Origin of the sequence: Pseudomonas sp. SH10-3B, from assembly GCF_019891415.1 — a bacterium.
GTDB lineage: Bacteria > Pseudomonadota > Gammaproteobacteria > Pseudomonadales > Pseudomonadaceae > Aquipseudomonas.
Window position 1 is genome coordinate 35,955 of record NZ_JAFLXD010000034.1, and the last position, 19,366, is coordinate 55,320.

Consider the following 19,366-nt stretch of genomic DNA (forward strand, 5'->3'; position numbering starts at 1 on the left):
GTACTCCCTCAATGACTTACTGGATAGGCGCCTGCAAGGCTTCGCTGACCGCCGCCATTTGCGCCTTGGATGGCGACGCTGGCGCCCCCTTGAGTTGCTGCGCCCGAGCCTGGGCCTGGGTAACTTGATCAGGACTCAACCCCATGCGCCCGACCACTTGCGAGGCCTGCCCCCAGTTGCCCTGGTAAATCAGCAGGGTCACCAGGTTGATAGCGGCCAATGGGTTGCTTTGATTGAGTTCCATGGCGGTAAGGAACTCGAAACGTGCCTCGTCCATGCGCAGTTGGTTGAGGTAAACCACCCCCAAGTCATTGCGGATCTTTTCATCGGTGGGCGACAGCGTGGCGGCCCGTTGCAAATGAGCCGTGGCTTTAGCGTTGTCCCCCCTGGCGACGGCCAATTGCCCGAGGCCGTGTTCGCCCTCTGCCGACAAGCACGTGCCCAGCAGGGTTTTGTACAACGGCTCGGCTTCGTTACGCCCCAGCAGGCGATAGACCTTCGCCTTGCGCAGGCGCACCTGAGGCAAGCTGTCCGGCATGTTTTGCAGATTGGCCAGGCTGGCGTGCAGCTTGCCGTCGTTGGCCATTTCGTCTGCAAGGTTCAGCGAAAGCTCCTGGTCGGCGCTGGGCTTGGAGCAACTGCTGTTAGCGGTGAACCCCGCCCAGGGCATCTGGCCCAGGTTCGCGCAACCGCTCAACAGCAATAGGCTGCAGGCTGTAATCAGTGCTTTCATCATTCGTCCTTTCAAGGCCCCATGGCCTTTGATATGGCGATAAAACCAGGGCCGGCCAACACAATCAGCAACGCCGGAAACAGAAAAACCATCATGACCACGGACATCTTTGCCGACATCTTGGAGATGTATTCCTGCATGCGGGTCAGGCGCCGGTCGTCCAGCAGTTGCTTGAGCGCCTGCAACGACTTCATCGCACCACCGCCCTGATGCAGAAGCTGTTGCAGAATCGAGCAGGTGTCGCTGAATTCATCGACGCTGAGCATCAGGCTGGCCTTGCTCAACTCTTCGCCAAGCTCCAGGCCCGAGTCGACCCGGGCCAGCACAATGCGCAATTCCGAGGTGAGCACCGGCAGCAGTTTTTGCGCTTCGTGGGCCATCACCCGCAGGGTTTGCTCAACCGCCATGCCGGATTCAAACAGGATCCTCAGCAGCGGAATAAAGGTCGCGACTTCCTCGGCAATCTGTTCCTGGCGCTGTTTGGCCAGCGCTGCGAGCACGCGCTTGGGCAGCAGGTAACCGGTGGCCAACCCCAGGAATGGCGCGAGCCAGACGGGGTCCGCCTGTGGGAAAAACACACCTTGCACCAGCAGTGTCAGGCCCAGCAGCAACACCGGCGCCGCCACTTGGCAGGCGGCGAACATCGAGCGTTGGCCGGTCCTGCGCCAGCCGAGTCGGTTGAGCAGGACCTGGGTTTCGTTATCGAGGCTGATGGTGCGCTGGCCAATCCGGGTGCTGCCCAACCGGCGCAGCCACTGGCCTACCTTGTCTTCGCGTGTGGTTTCGCCCTGCAGCCGCGAGGTGACCAGACGCTGCTGACGGCGTTGAGCGAGGACGTTGCCGACCACCAGCAACAGCGCCGCGAAAAACAATAACGCGCTGATCAGCAGGGCCATGTCAGACGCTCCTCAGCATGCGCCACAGCGCGAGGCAACCGAAGACCTGCATGGCGAACGCGCCAATCAACATCCACCGGCCGCTGTCGTCCGCCCACATGCCCACCAGATACGTGGGGTTGGTCATCAGGAAGTAACCGGCCACGCTGACCGGCAGCAATCCGAGTACCAGCGCGGTCACGCGGGTTTCCCCCGTCATCGCCCGCAATTGGCGGGCGCCCTGGTCGCGTTCGCGGATCATTTTGATCAGGTTTTCCAGCAGTTCGCTGGCGTTGCCGCCGTAGCGATGATTGACCTTCAAGCCCAACGCAAACAGGCGCAACTCGTCCTGTTCGTAGAACTCGGCAAAGTCGTGCACGGCTTCCGGCAGGCTGACCCCGAGGATGACGTTGCGCTGGATGCGGCCCATGGATTTTTTCAGCGGATCGTCACTGGCCTCTATGCCCCCCAACACCGCATCCGCCAGGGTGCGTCCGGATTTGAGGCTGCGCACGGCATGGTCCAGCAACTGCGGCAATTGCTCGATCATCCGGTGCAGGCGGCGTTGATAGCGCAGGGCGAGGTAGAACCGCAGGATCAGCGGCGGCAGCACGACCATCGCCAGCAGGCCCAGCCATTCGGCGACCAGCACCCCCAGCACTGCGCCCAACCCCCACAGCGTGAGCCATAGTCCCAGGCGTTCGGTGGGCTTGCCCAGGCCGGCACGGATGAACATCCGCTCAACGCGGGTCACCACGGTCTTGTCATTCAGCGCCTGGGGTTGGCCCTGGCCCAGACGCTCCATCACACGATCGGTCTGGGCCTGGCGCAGGCCGCTGCGCATCAGGCGCGTGGCCAGCAACAGCATGCCCAGGGAGATTGATGCGAGCAGGAGCGGACCGATCATCAGGCGTCTCCTACAAGGGCAGCGGGATTTCGCGGCGCAGTTTGTCGCCGGCGGGGTTGATGGCTTCGCGCAGGAAGCCGAAGCCGGTGCGCTTGTCATGCCGGAACAGCGTGTTGGTGACATACACGTCATCACGCACGCCCACGACTTCCACGACTTCACTGACGCAACGGCGGCCGTCGGGCAGGCGCGTCAGTTGAATCACCACGTCCAGTGCCGCGCAGATCATCTGTCGCAGGGTTTTTTCCGCGACGGTGCGGCCGGTGAGACCGACCAGCGTCTCCAGGCGCAACAACGCATCCTGTGCGTTGTTGGCGTGCACCGTACTCATCGAACCGTCGTGGCCGGTGTTCATTGCCGTGAGGACGTCGAGCACTTCCACGCCACGGATTTCACCCAGAATGATGCGGTCCGGGCGCATCCGCAGGGCGTTGCGAATCAGGTCGCTGGCCTTCACTTCACCGTGTCCCTCGGCATTCGGCGGGCGGGTTTCCAGGCGTACGACGTGGGGGTGGCCGAGTTGCAGCTCGGCCACGTCTTCGATGGTGACGAGCCGTTCGTGGGGGTTGATCAATTGGCTGAGAATGTTCAGCAGTGTGGTTTTTCCGGTCCCGGTCCCGCCGCTGATCAGAATGTTGCAGCGTTTGCCCACGGCCTCCTGGAAGAACTCGAAAATCGGCTGGTCGATGGTCTGCATCGCCACCAGGTCGCTGCTTTTGAGCATGTCCTTGCGAAATTTGCGGATCGACAGGCAGGGGCCGTCCAGGGCAATCGGTGGAATGATCGCATTGACCCGGCTGCCGTCCGGCAACCGCGCATCGACCATCGGCGACGACTCGTCCAGGCGCCGCCCCAGCGGTGCGAGGATGCGCTGCATGACGCGCTCCACGTGGTGGTCGTCGATAAAGCGCAGGTCGCTTTGGTGTAACAGGCCATCGCGTTCGACGAACACGCGGTGGGGGCCATTGACCAGGATTTCAGTGACGGATACGTCGCGCAGCAGCACCTCAAGCGGCCCGAAACCGGTGAGCTCGTCGACGATCTCTTCTGCCAGGCGCTCCATTTCATAGCGGGAGACGGCCAGGTGCATGCGGGTGATGTACTCGGCGACCTTATCCATCACAAATTGCGCCAGGGAGTGGCGCGTGCCTTCCAGCAGGTTTTTCCCTGACTCTTCAATGGCATCGATGATGTAGCGGTGCAGGACCAGTTTGAGGCCATCGTGATCGGTATTGCCTGCCGCGCCGCGTGCCGGCACGCCGAACAGTTTCTCGCTGCTCATTTCGTGCTCCAGAGTCGGGTGAGCCAGTTGGCCGGTGGTTTTTCAAGGCCTTCGGAGCGTTTCGCCAGGCGCTCGCCGAGGGTGCGCAGGGCTTGGGTCAACGGCTCGCGTGGCGATAAGGCAAATAAGGTCTGGCCCTGGTTCTTGGCGTTCAGGCGGATTTCTGCGCTCAGGGGCAGTACCGCAATCACCTCCAGGCCGAAGGTTTTGCCCAGCGCTTCAGCCTCCGGTGCGGCACCTTTGATGTAGCGGTCGACCAACAGGCGTCCGTGCTCCAGTTTCATGCCTTTTTCGCGCCACCGATTGATCACCGCGAGGTTGCGTCGGCAGTCGAGCACGCTTTGATCGGTGCACCACAGCAGCTTGTCGCAATGGCTGACAAAGGTGCGCAGCGCTTCGCTGTCCGATTGCCCGGTCAGGTTCACCACGATGTGCTGAAAGTGTTGGCGCAGTGCGCTGAGCAGCATGTACAGCTCGGCGGCGCTGGTTTGCTCCAGCGATTCGTCACCGTCGGTGTAGGCCAGGATGCGCAGGCCTGCCTCGGTTGAGGTGAACGCGCTGTTGATCAGGGTCGCGTCCAGGCGCCGCAGGTGACGCAGGGCATCGCCGAAGTGGAACGAGCTTTCCAGGCCCAGCAACGCCAGGCTGTCACCCCGAGGCAGGCCCAAGTCCAGCACCAGGGTTTGTTGCCCGCTTTTTTGCACCACCTGAGCGAGGTGGATGGCGAGTAATGCGCCGTCGGTACCGCATTGGGTGCCATACAACACCGTGAGACCGCCCAGGTGGGTGGTATGGGTGACTGCCGGCATGCGCTTGCTCAATCGCCGAACCAGGCCGGCCACTTCGCTGGAGCGTGAACCATAGGCGACGAAGTCGCGGGCGCCGGCACGCATGGCATTGAGCACTAGTTGATTGTCCATGCCGTCGCCCAACGCAACGATGGCCAGCATGGGTTTGGCCTCCAGCGCCCCTTCGATCAGGGCGCACTGTGTGGTGACGTTTTCACGGTCCAGGCCGATGAAGACCAGGTTGGCGAACGTCACGTCGACCAGTGCCAGCAACTCGTCCAGGCTGCCGCCGGCGCTGACCACTTGGCCCAACGGTGCAAGGGCGCCCTGCAGCCATTCCAGGTCGGTGCTGTTGCGCGTTATTGCCAGGAACGTCTGGCTCAGGCTCTCGCTCATTGGGAAAGCCCCGTGCGCCGGTCGAAGTTGCCATTTTCGAGGAAGAACAGGCGGTACCAATTCGGGTCGTAGCTGCGCAGTTTCTCGCCGGGCAGCGACGGCAACTGCGCGTCGGCGGCCAGGGGTTGCACCAGGTGCGGGGTGACGATCATCAGCAGCTCTTTTTCCTCGCGGCTGATGTTGGAGTCGCGGAAGAACGCACCCAGGATCGGGATATCACCCAGTCCCGGAAATTTGTTGATGGTGGAGCGGTTGTTGGTGCTGATCAGGCCACTGATGACGAAGCTTTCGCCATCGGCCAGGGACACGCTGGTGTCGGTACGCCGCACGGTAAGGGCGGGGACCTGGATGCCCTGGATCTGCACGGAGTTGCTGTAGTCCAGCTCGCTGACTTCGGGGGCGACCTTGAGGGTGATGCGGTTGCGGTCGATCACGGTGGGGGTCAGGGTCAAACGAATGCCGAACTCTTTGTACTCGATGGAGATGGTGTCGCTGCCAGCGCTGGGCACCGGAATTGGCACTTCGCCACCGGCCAGGAAGGTTGCGCTTTGCCCACTCAGGGCGACCAGGCTGGGACGCGCCAGGGTGTAGGCAAAGCCGCTGCTTTCCAGGGCATTGATCATGGCCGATACACGTCCGCCGCCGAAACCGATATTGAAGTTGGACGCGCTCACCGGCAGGGCCAGCGTGTTTGCGCTGGGCACGGACAGGTTGGGGCTGCCGATCAGGAAATTCTTGCCAATCCCCAGGATCGAAGTGCTCGCTTCCTTGAGCTTGGTGCGGCTGACCTCGACAAAGCGGATGTCGGTCTGCACCTGGCTGGGCAACGAGGGGTCTTGCGAGGGTGACAGCGACAGGCTGGTCAATGCCGACGTGGCTTTGCCTTTGACGAACACCATGCTCTGGCGTGGGCTGCTCGAACACGCGGTCCAGATCATCAGGCTCGTGGCGCCTTGAGAGATACCGGTAAGCAGGAAGGACTGGTTGCTGTTGACTTGAACGTCGGCGATTTTTGGATCGCCAACGGCCAACCGCGTAATGGCCACCGGGGATTGCATGGCTTGTTGCATGCCCTCACCGACCTCAAGCGCAGCAGGCAACTGGCCCAGGCTGGCGCAGTTGCCGGTGGCCGCCTGTGCGCTGCCGACCGGCAGCAGTATGACGAGGGCCCAGAACACGCGTGAAAAAAACGGCACGGAACGACTGCTCATTCAAGGCATCCTTAGCGCTATCAGGGCGTTTGTTGAGTAACCTGGTTGCCGCGTATTACCTCGATCCCCGAGCGACGTGGCGTGCTGTTGGCCGCCGGCGGACTGAAGGTGTTGATGGGGGCAGAAGTAAAGGCCAACTGATTGAACTGGTAGAGATCGCGCTTGGCATTGTCGAGGTTTACCAGCGAGTCATTTTCGCCCGCCCAGTAGAGGCTCAAGCGTTGTTCGTCGGCGCTGCGCACGGCCAGGCGCAATACGCCCGCTTGAATAGCCAGCACCAGCCGAGTCATTAATTGCTCTGGAACCGCGAGCAGCACCGTGCGTGCAGCGGCGCGGCTCTGTTGTTGCTTGGCCAGGTCTTGCGCCGAGGTGGCCACGGGGGAGCCGGGTTTACCGTCGTTGGTCAGTCCCAACTGGTCGCCCACGCCGAGCAGGCGAAGTGCAGGGATGACGGTTTGCGCCGAAGGCTGCGGGTTACCGTTTTCCTGGCGCAGGTACAGCATTACGTCGACATAGTCGCCGGGGTTCAATTGCCCGCCGGCACCGCTCACCTCATCCACTGCGACGGCCAGTGCACGTTCGCCAGGGCGGATCATGCGGGCGAGGTTTCCGCCAGCGTCGAAACTTTGTTCGGTCAGCCAAGTGCCCGCTTCAAGGCTGCGCCAGGGCACGCGGCCGATTGCTTGTTCCAGGGTGGTGAGGCTGCCTGCCGGGGCGGTGCGCAGTTTTTCCAGGGTCAGGTCGGCGGCGGTGAGGGCGACGAAGGGCGGCACGTCGTGGGCCAGCACCACTACGGATTGACGCGTAGGGTCTTCGGCTGGGGGCACTGCAATCGTGCTGGCAAGCGGTTGAACGGCGGGCGCCGGTTCCGGGCGGCTCAGCACCAGGCCCCAATAGCCTGCAATCAGTGCACCCACCAACAGTAATCCGGCCAGAATCATACTGATGCGACTGCTCATTAAGGCTCTCCCTTTCCCACTGCAGAACCTGCCGGCTGGTCCATCCAGTCACTGCGCAATCAGTTCACGCGGAACATCTAACTATTTCGCTATTTGAAGGTAGTTCAGCTAGGACGAAATGCCATTACCCTTCGGAAAAATTCTGCATTGCAATGGAAAACCAGGTTGTTTTGGCGCCACGGAGTTGGCTACTACTTTGTGATTAGTCGCTTATTACAGTTGTTGGGAGTGCATTTGCCGACAATGCTCTAATGGCAAAGCGAAATCATGCAGTAGGCCCGCTACATCAGCGCTCTGAGCGCATAGGAGAAGTCATATGTTCCTTGATGCGATTCGCAAGGTGTTTATAAAAATCCAGATTTTTTCTTATGCCAGAGAGGGGGCCTCCGGTATCGAATATGCAATTGTCGCGGCGATGTGTGCGGCGGTGATCGGACTGTTCATGTCGCCGATCAGTACCAAAGTTAAAGCCATCTTTACTTCGATTCAGACAGGCATCGGTACTTGATCAATACCGTGGTGTAACTACCTTGAGTGCACTCCCAGTCCCAGGACTTTTCCCATGAGTTCCTCTTTGCCGACCCGGCAACAAATCCTGTTAGTGGACGACGAAGAGGACGCCTTGATCGAACTCGCCGAATCCCTTGGTGATGCAGGGTTCGTCTGCTTCACGGCCAACTCCGTCACCGAAGCTTTGCAGGAACTCACCCTCAACCCTGATATCGCCCTGGTCATCACCGACCTGCGCATGCCCGAGGAAAGCGGTATCTCCTTGATCAAGCGCCTGCGCGAACACACCTCACGCTCGCACCTGCCGGTGATTGTGATGTCGGGTCATGCCGAGATGGATGACGTCAGCGACATGCTGCGCCTGCAGGTGCTGGACTTGTTTCGCAAGCCGATCTACCTGGTGCGGCTGCTCGATACGTTGAACAGTCTCTTCCCCGTGACCAAGCGCTATCCGTAGGCGCGAGCACGCTCGCGCCTACGGGGCTGCAGTCATAGCTGATAACTGAAACTCAACGTGTACCGCGGCGTGCGGTTGAAGGTGTCGAGGGCCTTGTCCGACATCGGTTTGGCCGCTTCTAGGGCGATGTTGTAGTACTGGGTGTCGCCAAAGCGCAGGCCCACGGCGGCCGATGACATATCGTTGTGCTTGATCGGCAGGTCGTTGAACCAGGTCTTGGCCCGGTCGAACACCACGTAGGGTTGCAGGATGCGCACCCAGTCGCCGGCACGGTTGTAGCTGTAGTTGATCTCGTACGCCATGCCCCAGCCCTTGTCGCCGGAGCCTTGGTCGTCGGGGTAGCCGCGGCCGAAGTTCTGCCCGCCGAAGGTGGCGCGTTCGCTGTCGGGCAAGGTGTCGTCGCTCCAGTAGAGTGCGCCGGAGAGTACGCCTTGCCAGTTATCAAACAGCTTGTTGCTTTGCACGCCGGACAGGCGCAGGCGGAAGAAGTCGAGGTCAGGCTTGAGGCCGCCGAAGTCGCTGCGGGTCTTGGCGCCCATACCGTTGGTGCCTTGGTACACCCCGGCGCTGAGGATGCGCAGTTGGGTGGTATCGGCCTTGCGCCAGTCACCCTCGAAGGCCAGGGCGCGCAGGTCGGTTTGCAGCTCCAGGCGCTGCGGGAAGCCCACCAGTTGGTAGCGAGTGGTCTGGTCGACGGCGTAGTAGCGCGCGCCGAGGCTCAGTGACTCGTTGGGCGAGGCGATCAGCGGGTGGCTGAGGCCAATGGAGTAACGGTCGATTTCCTGGTGTGGCTTGAGTTCGAAGCCGCCGCCCAGTTGCAGGTTGGTCCGTGGGTCGGCGCGATAGCGTTCACCCGATAGCACCACCTGGGTGCCTTCGGCATTGATGAATTGGCTGTAGGCGGCGCGGTAGTAATGCTCTTTATCGTCGCCCGGTGGGAACAGGCCGCTGACGCTCAGTTGTTCACCCATGGATGTCCACGCGTTGCTGGTGGCCGTCAGCAGCGCTTGAGTGCCGCCGCGGCTGTTCTCGTTCAGGCTCATGCTGGTGGTGAAGGGTTTGCGGCTGGCGCTGATTTGCATGTGGGTGCCGCCATCGGTGGTGCCGGGCGGGGGCACTTGGGCTTGCAACGTCACACCGGGGATGGCACTCATCAGGGTGGTGTAGCGTTCGAAGGTCTTGCGGGTAAGTGGGCGTTCGGCCTTGAGTTTTTCTGCCAGCTTGTCGACGTAGGACGACACCGAACCGATGTCGCCCTGCAGGCTGTAATCGCGGATATAACCCTCCACCAGCACCACGCGCACCAGGCCGTTTTCGAAGCGTTGCTCCGGCAGGAAAGCGTAGGACAACAGGTAGCCGTCTTCCTGGTAGCGCCGAGTGATGCGGCGCGTGGCCTCGATCAGTTGCGCGAGGTTGGTTTCGCGGCCAATCAAGGGCTCGAAGACCTGGGCCACGTCCTTGAGCGGATAGACCGTACCGCCGTCGATCTGCAGTTTGCGAATGGTCACTTTGGTGTCCATCAGCAAGGGTTGCGCGGTCGGGGCGGCGGGCACCGGCAACTGGGTTTGCGGGGTGGCCGGGCGGTAGGCGTCGGCGGGCAGGTTGGGCACGGGCAGAGTGCGTACGGTGTCGTTGCTGTTGAGGAAGCTGGGGAGGGTATCGGCCTGGGCATAAGCACTGAGGGTGAGCAATAACAACGGCGTCAAAGCGCGCATAGGACACTCCATGGTCAAAACTGCGGCGGCGTCTTGCAGAGGCCCGCCGGGCTCTCGGGGCGCGGTTCGGGGGCTTTCACAGGCCGTTCATTGGCCCATAAAAAAGACGAGAGATGGATTGGATCTCTCGTCTCAACCAAGCGTAGGCGCTGTAGGTGAGGCCGTCTAATCGGCCAGGTGCGATTCTATTTTTTGCCGGTCAGGCCACCGAGAATCCCGCCCAGTGCACCACCATTTGCGGTGGCGCCTGCGCTGGTGGAGGTCGTTGCGCTGCCGCCCACGCTGAGGCCGCCGCCGAGCAGGCCACCACCGTTGCTTGTGCCTCCGGTCACCAGGCCGCCGACCGACGTTACGGTGCCACCCACTGCGCTCACGGTGCCGCCCAGGGCGTTGGTGATCGGGTTGGCGTTGGTGGTGCTGATTTGTCCGCCCAGGCTGCTGACCGCGCCGCCCACGTTGGTGACCAGGCCGTTGACCGGCGCACCCAGGCCAGTGGCGCCGCCGATGGTTTGGGTGAGGTTCTGTACCCCGCTGGTGACAGGGTTGAGTGCGACGCCAAGGGTGTTGGTGATTGGGGCGACCGCTGCACCGGCCGTCGCGTTCGGTACGCCATTGCCGCCGAGCAGGGTGCCCACGGATGCCACGGTGCCGCCGACGTTGACCCCGGTGACGCCGGTCGCGCTGACCACACCGTTGGTGCTGCCCGCATTCAGGCCGCTACTGGCACCGGCGATCACACCGCCGATCAGTTCGGGCAGGCCGGATGGATTGGCGCCGCCGCCTGTGCCACCGCCGACGTTGCCGGGATTCGGATCGACATAACCGCTGGCCTTGCCGACGGTGATGCCCACGCCATTGAGCACGTTGCCCACCGCGTCGGTCACAGGGTTGCCGCCGGTACCGGCGACTTTATCGCCCAAGCCGTCAACGGTACCGCCGACTTTGCGCAGCAGGCCGCCTACCGGGCTGTCCAGGCCGGTTGTGCTGCCGACTTTGCCGGTGGCCTTTTCCACCAGGGACACCACAGGCACCAGTACTCGCGCGCCGACGGTGTCAGTGACCGAACCCAGCGGGCCGGTGGTGCTGGCAGTACTCAACGTATCGCCAAGCATGGTCACGGCATCGCCGACCTTATCGACCACGCCGCCCACCGCTGGCGAGACGGTCCTGACCACCGGCACGCGTCCGAGCAAAGTGGCAACGTTAGCGCCTGTGACGCTCACCCCATCACCCAGGTCGGAAACCCCATTGCCCACGCCGGCAAGGGTTGTGCCCAGGGCATTGCTGTCGGTCCCTATCGAGCCCAGTCCGTCCGACACGCCATCACCGATACTGCCCACGGCGGTGCCGGTAGCGGTCACCAGGCCGCCAGCGGTTGCGCCGACGATTGGCAGGCTGCCGAGGGTGGTGCCCAGGCTGCCGACGGTGCCGCCGAGACCGGTCACGGTGGTGCCGAGGGTGTCGACCACCGCTGCGGTGACCAGTGTACTGGTGGTGCCGCCACCGGTACCGCCTGTGCCACCGCCTGTACCACCGGTGCCGCCACCTGTGCCGCCAGTACCACCGCCCGTACCACCGGTGCCACCACCGGTGCCGCCAGTACCGCCGCCCGTACCACCGGTGCCACCGCCGGTGCCGCCCGTGCCACCACCGTCGGTGCCGCCACCGCTTGCGGCAGGGTCCGAGGAAGCCGAGCCGCTACTGTGATGCCCGCCACCACCGCTGCTGCAACCGCCCAACGTCATTGCTATCGCCAGGGCCAGCGCGGTACTTGCTTTCCAAAACACGATTTGAGTTTTCATGATTGAGTTCCTTGCACCTGTACAACCTTAGTTGTCATCAAACGCTCGTTACTTCTTGGATAGCGATGCGTTTGTCCGTGTGCGTATCACAGACCCAGGTTCACGTTCTCTCAATTCTCAAGTTGGTATTAACGATTTATATAGCAGGGCCGGAACGCCTGCTTAGTGACTAATTCGAAGGGTGTAAGGGGAGGTTGTATCAAGATGTATATATGATTTAAATCAATAAGTTAAAATAATAGCGGGCGTGATTAAGTCCGCTATTACTTAGGGCGTATATATACAATTAACCAGGTTTTTTCATGCGATTGGTCGCCACTTTCCAGTCATGTGCTCAATATCGCCCACCCCTTTCAAGCGTAATTCACCACTGGAACCGGCGGCACTGGTGTGCAATGTCACTTCGCTGGGCAGGCGCACGGGTTTCTTGAACACCACGTCTATTTCAATATTCGCAGTGGGCAGGTGATCGCCGAGGGCCGCCAGTGTGCGTGCCTTGTTCCACAGCCCATGGGCGATGGCTTGGGGAAAGCCAAATGCTTTGGCGGTCAGCGCACTCAGGTGGATGGGATTGTAGTCGCCGGATACCCGCGCGTAGCGACGGCCGATATCGGCGGGGGCTTTCCAGCGCGTCAACTCGCTGACCTGCTCAGGTGTGGGCTGCCCATCATCTGGCGCTTCGCCTTCGAGTTTCACGCCCCGGCAGAGCATGCGGCTTTCGGCCTCCCACAACACACCGAGGGAATCTTCGACGGTGGTCACCACGTCAAACGTCGCGCCCTTGGCGTGGGGCTGGAGGTTTTGCGCGTGCACGCTGATGCGCAGTTGGCTGACGCCACCCAGCGGGCGATGGATGCGAATGCGATTGCTCAGGTGGATCAGCCCGAGCAGCGGGAAGGGAAAGGCGTTGGCGGTGAGCAACTGCATCTGTAGCCCAAACGCCAGAATGTGTGGATAAGTCGGCGGCAGAATCGGGCTGTCGGCAAAACCGCAGACCTTGCGATAGGCCGCCACCTTCTCGGGGTTGACGCTGATCTGGCAACGCAGACCCTGTGCGGGCAACGCACTGCCGGTGATCTTGCGTTTGAGCGCCGCCCGCCAATACAGCGGTGGCAGAAACGGTGTACTGCCTAAGGTTTGCCAATCCATGCTCACGCTCCCAACAAACTTTGGCCACACACCCGCAGCGCTTGCCCGCTGACCGCACCGGAACCCGGCTGGCCCAGCCAGGCCACGGCTTCGGCGACGTCTTGCGGCAAACCGCCCTGGCCCAGTGAACTCATGCGCCGCCCGGCTTCACGCAGGGCAAAGGGAATATGCGCGGTCATCTGGGTTTCGATAAAGCCTGGGGCTACGGCGTTGATGCTGATCCCGCGCTCCTCCAGCAACGGCGCCCATGCCTGTACCAGGCCGATCAAACCGGCCTTGCTCGCGGCGTAGTTGGTTTGCCCACGGTTGCCGGCGATGCCGCTGATGGAGGCCAGCACCACCACGCGGGCATTATCGTGCAGGGTGCCGCTGTCGAGCAGGGCCTGGGTCAGTACTTGCGGGGCATTGAGGTTGACCGCCAGCACCGCGTCCCAGTATTCCGGGGTCATGTTGGCCAGGGTTTTGTCACGGGTGATCCCGGCGTTGTGCACCAGGATGTCGAGGCCGTCGGGCAGGTGTTCGATCAACTGGCCGGCGGCGTCTTCGGCGCAGATGTCCAGCACGATTGTGCGCGCCCCCAGGCGTGCGGCCAGGGCTTCGAGGTCGGCCTTGGCCTGGGGCACGTCGAGCAGGATCACTTCGGCGCCGTCACGGGCCAGGGTTTCGGCGATGGACGCGCCAATGCCGCGGGCTGCGCCGGTGACCAACGCCTTGCGCCCTGCGAGGGGGCGGGTCCAGTCTTCGACCGGCGTGGCACAGGCTTTCAGGCGAATCACCTGGCCGGAGATATACGCGCTTTTCGGTGATAGGAAGAAGCGCAGCGCGCCTTCCAATTGGTCTTCGGCACCGTCGCCGACGTAGAGCAATTGCAACACGCCGCCGTTGCGCAGCTCCTTGGCCAAGGACCGGCTGAAACCTTCAAGGGCGCGTTGGGCGCTGGCGGCGAAAGGGTCGCTGAGGCTTTCCGGGGCGCGGCCGAGGATCACCAGGTGGGCGCTGTTATCGAGGTTTTTCAGCAACGGCTGGAAGAACTCGCGCAGTTGCTTGAGTTGATCGCTGTGTTGCAAGTGGCTGGCATCGAATACCACGGCCTTGAGCTTGGGGCCGTGGCCGGGAATCCACGTCGATGTCTCGGTGCCGTACGTGTAGGTCGCGTCGGTGAGCTTGTTGGCAAACGCCTGTACATGGGTTGCCAGCACACCACCCCCCAGTAGCAATGCGCCGTCCACCGGACGCAGGCGTCCGGCTTGCCAGCGTTCCAGGCGTACCGGTGACGGCAGGCCAAGGGCGGCGACCAGGCGATGGCCGAGGCTTGAGTTGGCGAAGTCGATATAACGGTCAGACATGGAACGCTCTCCGAAGGCTGGGGTTCAAAAGGTTGACCATCCCAGGGTAGCAGTCGTTCGACTAGGCTCAGTTATCCACCCCACAACCCACAGGGAGCTTTCCATGACTCAATTGCGCCGTGTAGCGATCATTGGCGGTAACCGCATTCCTTTCGCCCGTTCCAATGGCCCCTACGCCACGGCGAGCAACCAGGCGATGCTGACTGCGGCCCTGGAGGGCTTGATCGAACGCTACAACCTGCACGGCCTGCGCATCGGCGAGGTGGCCGCCGGCGCGGTGCTCAAGCATTCCCGCGACTTCAACCTCACCCGTGAATGCGTGCTGGGTTCACGCCTGTCGCCGCAAACCCCGGCTTATGACATTCAGCAGGCGTGCGGCACGGGGCTTGAGGCGGCGTTGCTGGTGGCCAACAAAATCGCCCTGGGCCAGATTGAATGCGGTATTGCCGGCGGGGTGGACACCACCTCCGACGCCCCTATCGGCGTGAACGAAGGGCTGCGCAAGATTCTGCTGCAAGCCAATCGCAGCAAGTCCATGGCGGATAAATTAAAGGTCCTGTTACAACTTCGTCCCCAGCACCTCAAGCCTGAGCTGCCGCGTAATGGCGAGCCGCGCACCGGTTTGTCCATGGGCCAGCATTGCGAATTGATGGCGCAGACCTGGCAGATTCCCCGTGCCGAGCAGGACCAACTCGCCCTCGAAAGTCATCAGAAAATGGCCGCTGCCTATGCCGAAGGCTGGCATAACGATCTGCTCACGCCGTTTTTGGGCCTGACCCGCGACAACAATCTGCGCCCCGACCTGACTCTGGAAAAACTCGCCGCGCTCAAGCCCGCGTTTGAGCGCAGCGAAAAGGGCACGCTCACGGCCGGCAATTCCACGCCGCTCACCGATGGCGCATCCCTGGTGTTGCTGGGCAGTGAAGCCTGGGCCCAGGAGCGTGGTCTGCCGATCCTGGCCTACCTGCGCGATGGCGAAGCGGCGGCGGTGGATTTCGTCAACGGCGCCGAAGGCCTGCTGATGGCGCCGGTGTATGCGGTGCCACGTTTGCTGGCGAGGAATGGCCTGACGCTGCAGGACTTTGATTACTACGAGATCCACGAAGCCTTCGCGGCCCAGGTGTTGTGCACGCTCAAGGCGTGGGAGGATGCGGATTACTGCCAGACGCGCCTCGGGCTGGACGCGCCATTGGGGGCCATTGATCGCAGCCGGCTCAATGTGAAGGGCAGCTCGCTGGCGGCCGGTCACCCGTTTGCCGCCACCGGTGGGCGCATCGTCGCCAACCTGGCCAAGTTGCTCGACGCGGCGGGCAAGGGGCGCGGGCTGATTTCGATCTGCGCCGCCGGCGGGCAAGGTGTGACGGCGATCATCGAACGTTGAATTCGCCAAAATTGGCATATTGGATGCATTCTTGAGTGGTCAGAGGTCGGTAGCCCCTCCCACCGGCGAGCCGATTGCCGTATAACGAGTGCCATACGCGTATTTGGTAATAAAGGACCCACAATAAAAGCTGATGAAGACTCCTAAACGCATTGAACCCCTGATCGAAGACGGTCTGGTCGACGAAGTGCTGCGCCCACTCATGAGTGGTAAAGAAGCAGCTGTTTATGTGGTGCGCTGCGGCAACGAATTGCGTTGCGCCAAGGTTTACAAGGAGGCGAATAAACGAAGTTTTCGTCAAGCGTCTGAATACCAGGAAGGCCGTAAGGTCCGTAACAGCCGGCAGGCCCGGGCCATGGCCAAGGGCTCGAAATTCGGCAAGAAAGAAACCGAAGATGCCTGGCAGAACGCCGAAGTAGCGGCGTTGTTCCGTCTGGCCGGTGCGGGCGTTCGCGTGCCCAAGCCATACGACTTCCTTGAAGGCGTGCTGTTGATGGAGCTGGTGGCCGACGAGTACGGCGACGCAGCGCCACGTCTGAATGACGTGACGTTGGAGCCGGACCAGGCGCGTGAATACCACGCCTTCCTGATTTCCCAGATCGTGCTGATGCTGTGTACCGGCCTGGTGCATGGTGACCTGTCCGAGTTCAACGTACTGCTCACGCCGACCGGTCCGGTCATCATCGATCTGCCCCAGGCAGTGGATGCGGCGGGCAACAACCACGCGTTCAACATGCTGGAGCGGGATGTGGGCAACATGGCTTCCTACTTCGGGCGTTTTGCCCCGGAGTTGAAGAAGACCAAGTACGCCAAGGAAATGTGGGCGCTCTACGAAGCCGGCACCTTGCACCCGGCCAGCGTATTGACCGGCGAGTTCGACGAGCCGGAAGAGCTGGCGGATGTCGGTGGTGTGATCCGCGAGATTGAAGCGGCGCGGCTGGATGAAGAACGGCGCCAGGCCATTCGGGCGGCGGATGATGCGCCACCGAGCAAAGCGTCGGAAGAACCACCGCCGCCGCCTTGGATGCAGTGATCCCTGGCTGGATGAGGATCAAAATGTGGGAGGGGCGGTGCGACGATTCGACTTGCTCCCGATAGCGGTGCGTCAGTTACAGATATTGAGACTGATACACTGCCATCGGGAGCAAGCCCCCTCCCACATTGGTTTTGTAGTGAGTCAGTTAGAGCCTCACGCGCAGCAGCTTCCCGAAGCCAACTCCTTGAGAATCGGACAATCCGGCCGGTCATCCCCGTGACAGTGTTCCACCAGGTCCTGCAACGTATCGCGCAACTGCCCCAACTCCAGGATCTTCTGATTCAGCGCCTCGATATGCTGGCGCGCCAGGGCTTTCACATCGGCGCTGGCCCGTTGCCGGTCCTGCCACAGGGTCAGCAGCTTGCCGACCTCTTCCAATGAAAACCCCAGGTCCCGCGAGCGTTTGATAAACGCCAGGGTGTGCAGGTCGTCGGTGCCGTAGATGCGGTAGCCGCTGTCGGTGCGATGGGCGGTTTTCAACAGGCCGATGGATTCGTAGTAGCGAATCATCTTCGCGCTCAGCCCGCTTTGCCGGGCGGCTTGGCCGATGTTCATGGGCGTTGATCCTCCACGTTCGACTGTTTCCAAGTGCTTGGTTTCCAGGTTTTCAACAGCAAGGCGTTGCTCACTACGCTGACGCTGGACAAGGCCATCGCCGCGCCCGCGAGCACCGGGTTGAGCAGGCCGAATGCGGCCAGGGGAATGCCGATCAAGTTATACACAAAGGCCCAGAACAGGTTCTGGCGGATTTTGGCGTAGGTCTTGCGGCTGATCTCCAAGGCGGCCGGGACCAGGCGTGGGTCGCCGCGCATCAGGGTGATACCGGCGGCATGCATGGCCACGTCGGTGCCGCCGCCCATGGCGATGCCGATATCGGCGGCGGCCAGGGCCGGGGCGTCGTTGATGCCGTCGCCGACCATGGCCACCACGCCGGTTTTTTTCAGTTCGGCGACGATGGCGGCTTTATCGGCGGGCAGGACTTCGGCGTGTACGTCATCGATGCCCAACGCTTGGGCGACGACGCGGGCGCTGCCGCGATTGTCGCCGGTGAGCAAGTGGCTGCTGATGTGCCGGGCCTTGAGTTGTGCCACTGCTTCCAGCGCGCCAGGCTTGAGCGTGTCACCAAAGGCAAACAGCCCGAGCACACGCGGCTGCGCGCCTTGCTCGATCAGCCAGGACAAGGTGCGGCCCTCGGCCTCCCAGGCCGTGGCGGAGTCGGCCAGCCCACCCGCGTCCAGGCCGCTTTCTTCCAGCAGGCGCCGATTTCCCAGGGCCAGTTGGCGCCCGTCGAGGGTGCCGGCAATGCCACGCCCGGTCAGGGATTGGCTGGCGCTTACATCCGCCACCGTCAGCCCTTGCTCGCTGCACGCATCCAGCACGGCTTTGGCCAACGGGTGTTCGCTGCCGCGTTGCAGCGCACCGGCCTGTTGCCGCACGGTGGCTTCGTCGCCATCCACCGCCGCCAAATGGGCAATTTTCGGAGTGCCGGAAGTGAGGGTGCCGGTTTTGTCGAAGACCACGGTGCTCACTTCATGGGCGCGCTCCAGCGCTTCGGCGTCCTTGATCAGGATGCCATAGCGTGCAGCGACGCCGGTGCCGGCCATGATGGCGGTCGGTGTGGCCAGCCCGAGGGCGCAGGGGCAGGCGATCACCAGCACCGCCACGGCGTTGATGATCGCGGTCTCCAGTGGCGCACCGTACAGCCACCAGCCCACCAGCGTGATCAACGCCAGCACCAGCACGGTCGGCACGAATACCTGGCTGACTTTATCCACCAGTTTCTGGATCGGTGCCTTGGCGGCCTGGGCGTCTTCCACCAGGCGGATGATGCGTGCCAGTACGCTTTCGGCACCCAGTGCGGTGGTGCGCACCAGCAGGCGGCCTTCGCCATTGATGGCGCCGCCGGTGACCGCGTCGCCAGGTTGTTTCGGCACCGGCAGGCTTTCGCCGCTGATCAGCGCTTCATCGGCATGGCTTTGGCCTTCTACCACTTCGCCGTCCACCGGGAAGCGCTCGCCGGGTTTGACCAGCACTCGGTCATTGAGCTTCAGGGCGTTGATGGCGACGTCTTCCTCGCGCCCCTCCTGCACACGAATCGCGCGTTCAGGGCGCAGGGCTTCGAGGGCGCGGATAGCGCTGGCGGTCTGGCGTTTAGCGCGGCTCTCCAGGTATTTACCAAGCAACACCAGAGCGATCACCACGGCCGACGCTTCGAAGTACAGATGGGGCATGCTGCCCGCGGGCGCGGTCAGCCATTCATAGAGGCTCAGGCCGTAACCGGCGCTGGTGCCGATGGCCACCAGCAGGTCCATATTGCCGGCACCGGCACGCACGGCTTTCCACGCCGCGCTATAAAAGCGCGCACCGAAGATGAATTGCACGGGGGTGGCCAGGGCGAATTGCACCCAGGCCGGCAGCATCCAGTGCAGGCCGAAGGGTTGCACCAGCATCGGCAGTACCAAGGGCAACGCCAGTACGATTGCCAGCAGCAGCGCCCAGCGCTCGCGGTGCAGGCGCTGGGCTTGGTCGGCCTCGGTCTTGGTTTCGCTTTGCGGCAGACTGGCGGTGTAGCCGGCTTTGTCGACGGCGGCGATCAGCACGGCCGGGTCGATCTGGCCCAGCACTTCGACGTGGGCGCGCTCGTTGGCCAGGTTGACGCTGACGCTTTGCACCCCCGGCACTTTGCCCAGCGCGCGCTCGACACGTCCGGCGCAGCTGGCGCAGGTCATGCCGCCGATGGGCAGGTCAAAGGTGGTGGGTCCATTCATGGGGCAGTCCTCCAGAGAAGTTGCCCCTAGGATCAACCTTGACCTGTGGGG

Annotated in this window: 17 protein-coding genes; 4 read left to right on the plus strand and 13 right to left on the minus strand. The window is 62.5% G+C overall.

The genetic code is table 11. From position 1 onward, the window contains the following. Positions 1 to 16: 16 nt before the first annotated feature. The 7 genes from J1G35_RS22235 to cpaB are packed head-to-tail and all read right to left on the minus strand — an operon-like array spanning position 17 to position 7,151. On the minus strand, positions 17 to 733 hold the full coding sequence (locus J1G35_RS22235) for a tetratricopeptide repeat protein (protein ID WP_223016019.1): 717 nt from the start codon (positions 731 to 733) through the stop codon (positions 17 to 19). A gap of 11 nt (positions 734 to 744) precedes the next feature. Further along, positions 745 to 1,629: a type II secretion system F family protein gene (locus J1G35_RS22240; protein WP_053134671.1), complete on the minus strand. Its 885-nt coding sequence runs from the start codon at positions 1,627 to 1,629 to the stop codon at positions 745 to 747. Between the two features lies 1 nt (position 1,630). Next, positions 1,631 to 2,515, minus strand: coding sequence for a type II secretion system F family protein (locus J1G35_RS22245; protein ID WP_223016020.1), 885 nt, complete (start codon positions 2,513 to 2,515; stop codon positions 1,631 to 1,633). Positions 2,516 to 2,525: 10 nt separating this feature from the next. Further along, on the minus strand, positions 2,526 to 3,797 hold the full coding sequence (locus J1G35_RS22250; protein WP_053134679.1) for a CpaF family protein: 1,272 nt from the start codon (positions 3,795 to 3,797) through the stop codon (positions 2,526 to 2,528). Beyond that, the gene (locus tag J1G35_RS22255; protein WP_053134682.1) at positions 3,794 to 4,981 is read right to left on the minus strand and encodes a pilus assembly protein; all 1,188 of its coding nucleotides are present in this window, start codon (positions 4,979 to 4,981) and stop codon (positions 3,794 to 3,796) included. Before J1G35_RS22255 ends, J1G35_RS22250 begins: the two co-directional genes overlap by 4 nt. Continuing rightward, complete coding sequence (locus J1G35_RS22260; protein WP_053134685.1) at positions 4,978 to 6,192, minus strand: type II and III secretion system protein family protein; 1,215 nt, start codon at positions 6,190 to 6,192, stop codon at positions 4,978 to 4,980. Before J1G35_RS22260 ends, J1G35_RS22255 begins: the two co-directional genes overlap by 4 nt. A gap of 20 nt (positions 6,193 to 6,212) precedes the next feature. Beyond that, positions 6,213 to 7,151, minus strand: a complete 939-nt coding sequence (cpaB, locus tag J1G35_RS22265) for a Flp pilus assembly protein CpaB (RefSeq protein ID WP_223016021.1) — start codon at positions 7,149 to 7,151, stop codon at positions 6,213 to 6,215. Positions 7,152 to 7,467: 316 nt separating this feature from the next. Here cpaB and J1G35_RS22270 point away from each other — a divergent pair, with 316 nt between their 5' ends. Both J1G35_RS22270 and J1G35_RS22275 read left to right on the plus strand, forming a co-directional pair. Then, a complete protein-coding gene (locus tag J1G35_RS22270) occupies positions 7,468 to 7,659 on the plus strand; it encodes a Flp family type IVb pilin (protein ID WP_053134691.1) in 192 nt (63 codons plus the stop codon). Between the two features lie 54 nt (positions 7,660 to 7,713). Then, positions 7,714 to 8,118: a response regulator gene (locus tag J1G35_RS22275; RefSeq protein ID WP_223016022.1), complete on the plus strand. Its 405-nt coding sequence runs from the start codon at positions 7,714 to 7,716 to the stop codon at positions 8,116 to 8,118. Between the two features lie 32 nt (positions 8,119 to 8,150). On the opposite strand, the gene J1G35_RS22280 is transcribed toward J1G35_RS22275, so the two are convergent. The 4 genes from J1G35_RS22280 to J1G35_RS22295 form a co-directional block, all read right to left on the minus strand. Then, complete coding sequence (locus J1G35_RS22280) at positions 8,151 to 9,833, minus strand: POTRA domain-containing protein (protein ID WP_053134698.1); 1,683 nt, start codon at positions 9,831 to 9,833, stop codon at positions 8,151 to 8,153. A gap of 185 nt (positions 9,834 to 10,018) precedes the next feature. After that, positions 10,019 to 11,635 carry a collagen-like triple helix repeat-containing protein gene (locus J1G35_RS22285; protein WP_223016023.1) on the minus strand — a complete coding sequence of 539 codons (1,617 nt, stop codon included), beginning with the start codon at positions 11,633 to 11,635 and terminating at the stop codon, positions 10,019 to 10,021. A gap of 300 nt (positions 11,636 to 11,935) precedes the next feature. Then, entirely contained in the window at positions 11,936 to 12,784 is an 849-nt protein-coding gene (locus J1G35_RS22290) for a MaoC family dehydratase (RefSeq protein WP_223016024.1), read from the minus strand. A 2-nt stretch (positions 12,785 to 12,786) separates the two neighbouring features. Further along, entirely contained in the window at positions 12,787 to 14,130 is a 1,344-nt protein-coding gene (locus J1G35_RS22295; RefSeq protein ID WP_053134705.1) for a 3-oxoacyl-ACP reductase, read from the minus strand. Positions 14,131 to 14,233: 103 nt separating this feature from the next. On the opposite strand from J1G35_RS22295, the gene J1G35_RS22300 reads away from it, so the two are divergent. Further along, entirely contained in the window at positions 14,234 to 15,511 is a 1,278-nt protein-coding gene (locus J1G35_RS22300; RefSeq protein WP_053134708.1) for an acetyl-CoA C-acetyltransferase, read from the plus strand. Between the two features lie 133 nt (positions 15,512 to 15,644). Further along, positions 15,645 to 16,544: a PA4780 family RIO1-like protein kinase gene (locus J1G35_RS22305; protein ID WP_027607961.1), complete on the plus strand. Its 900-nt coding sequence runs from the start codon at positions 15,645 to 15,647 to the stop codon at positions 16,542 to 16,544. Positions 16,545 to 16,700: 156 nt separating this feature from the next. Here the strand turns inward: J1G35_RS22305 and cueR are convergent, their stop codons facing one another. Both cueR and J1G35_RS22315 read right to left on the minus strand, forming a co-directional pair. Then, positions 16,701 to 17,102: a Cu(I)-responsive transcriptional regulator gene (gene cueR / locus J1G35_RS22310; protein ID WP_053134715.1), complete on the minus strand. Its 402-nt coding sequence runs from the start codon at positions 17,100 to 17,102 to the stop codon at positions 16,701 to 16,703. Then, positions 17,099 to 19,315 (minus strand): heavy metal translocating P-type ATPase, encoded by a 2,217-nt coding sequence (locus J1G35_RS22315; protein ID WP_223016025.1) that lies wholly within the window; start codon positions 19,313 to 19,315, stop codon positions 17,099 to 17,101. The genes cueR and J1G35_RS22315 overlap by 4 nt, the downstream gene beginning before the upstream one ends. Positions 19,316 to 19,366: the final 51 nt, after the last annotated feature.

Excerpts from the sequence above, each read along its gene's own strand:
- J1G35_RS22235 (WP_223016019.1), bottom strand. The coding sequence starts at position 733 with ATGAAAGCACTGATTACAGCCTGCAGCCTATTGCTGTTGAGCGGTTGC.
- J1G35_RS22240 (WP_053134671.1), bottom strand. The coding sequence starts at position 1,629 with ATGGCCCTGCTGATCAGCGCGTTATTGTTTTTCGCGGCGCTGTTGCTG.
- J1G35_RS22245 (WP_223016020.1), bottom strand. The coding sequence starts at position 2,515 with ATGATCGGTCCGCTCCTGCTCGCATCAATCTCCCTGGGCATGCTGTTG.
- J1G35_RS22250 (WP_053134679.1), bottom strand. The coding sequence starts at position 3,797 with ATGAGCAGCGAGAAACTGTTCGGCGTGCCGGCACGCGGCGCGGCAGGC.
- J1G35_RS22255 (WP_053134682.1), bottom strand. The coding sequence starts at position 4,981 with ATGAGCGAGAGCCTGAGCCAGACGTTCCTGGCAATAACGCGCAACAGC.
- J1G35_RS22260 (WP_053134685.1), bottom strand. The coding sequence starts at position 6,192 with ATGAGCAGTCGTTCCGTGCCGTTTTTTTCACGCGTGTTCTGGGCCCTC.
- cpaB (WP_223016021.1), bottom strand. The coding sequence starts at position 7,151 with ATGAGCAGTCGCATCAGTATGATTCTGGCCGGATTACTGTTGGTGGGT.
- J1G35_RS22270 (WP_053134691.1), top strand. The coding sequence starts at position 7,468 with ATGTTCCTTGATGCGATTCGCAAGGTGTTTATAAAAATCCAGATTTTT.
- J1G35_RS22275 (WP_223016022.1), top strand. The coding sequence starts at position 7,714 with ATGAGTTCCTCTTTGCCGACCCGGCAACAAATCCTGTTAGTGGACGAC.
- J1G35_RS22280 (WP_053134698.1), bottom strand. The coding sequence starts at position 9,833 with ATGCGCGCTTTGACGCCGTTGTTATTGCTCACCCTCAGTGCTTATGCC.
- J1G35_RS22285 (WP_223016023.1), bottom strand. The coding sequence starts at position 11,635 with ATGAAAACTCAAATCGTGTTTTGGAAAGCAAGTACCGCGCTGGCCCTG.
- J1G35_RS22290 (WP_223016024.1), bottom strand. The coding sequence starts at position 12,784 with ATGGATTGGCAAACCTTAGGCAGTACACCGTTTCTGCCACCGCTGTAT.
- J1G35_RS22295 (WP_053134705.1), bottom strand. The coding sequence starts at position 14,130 with ATGTCTGACCGTTATATCGACTTCGCCAACTCAAGCCTCGGCCATCGC.
- J1G35_RS22300 (WP_053134708.1), top strand. The coding sequence starts at position 14,234 with ATGACTCAATTGCGCCGTGTAGCGATCATTGGCGGTAACCGCATTCCT.
- J1G35_RS22305 (WP_027607961.1), top strand. The coding sequence starts at position 15,645 with ATGAAGACTCCTAAACGCATTGAACCCCTGATCGAAGACGGTCTGGTC.
- cueR (WP_053134715.1), bottom strand. The coding sequence starts at position 17,102 with ATGAACATCGGCCAAGCCGCCCGGCAAAGCGGGCTGAGCGCGAAGATG.
- J1G35_RS22315 (WP_223016025.1), bottom strand. The coding sequence starts at position 19,315 with ATGAATGGACCCACCACCTTTGACCTGCCCATCGGCGGCATGACCTGC.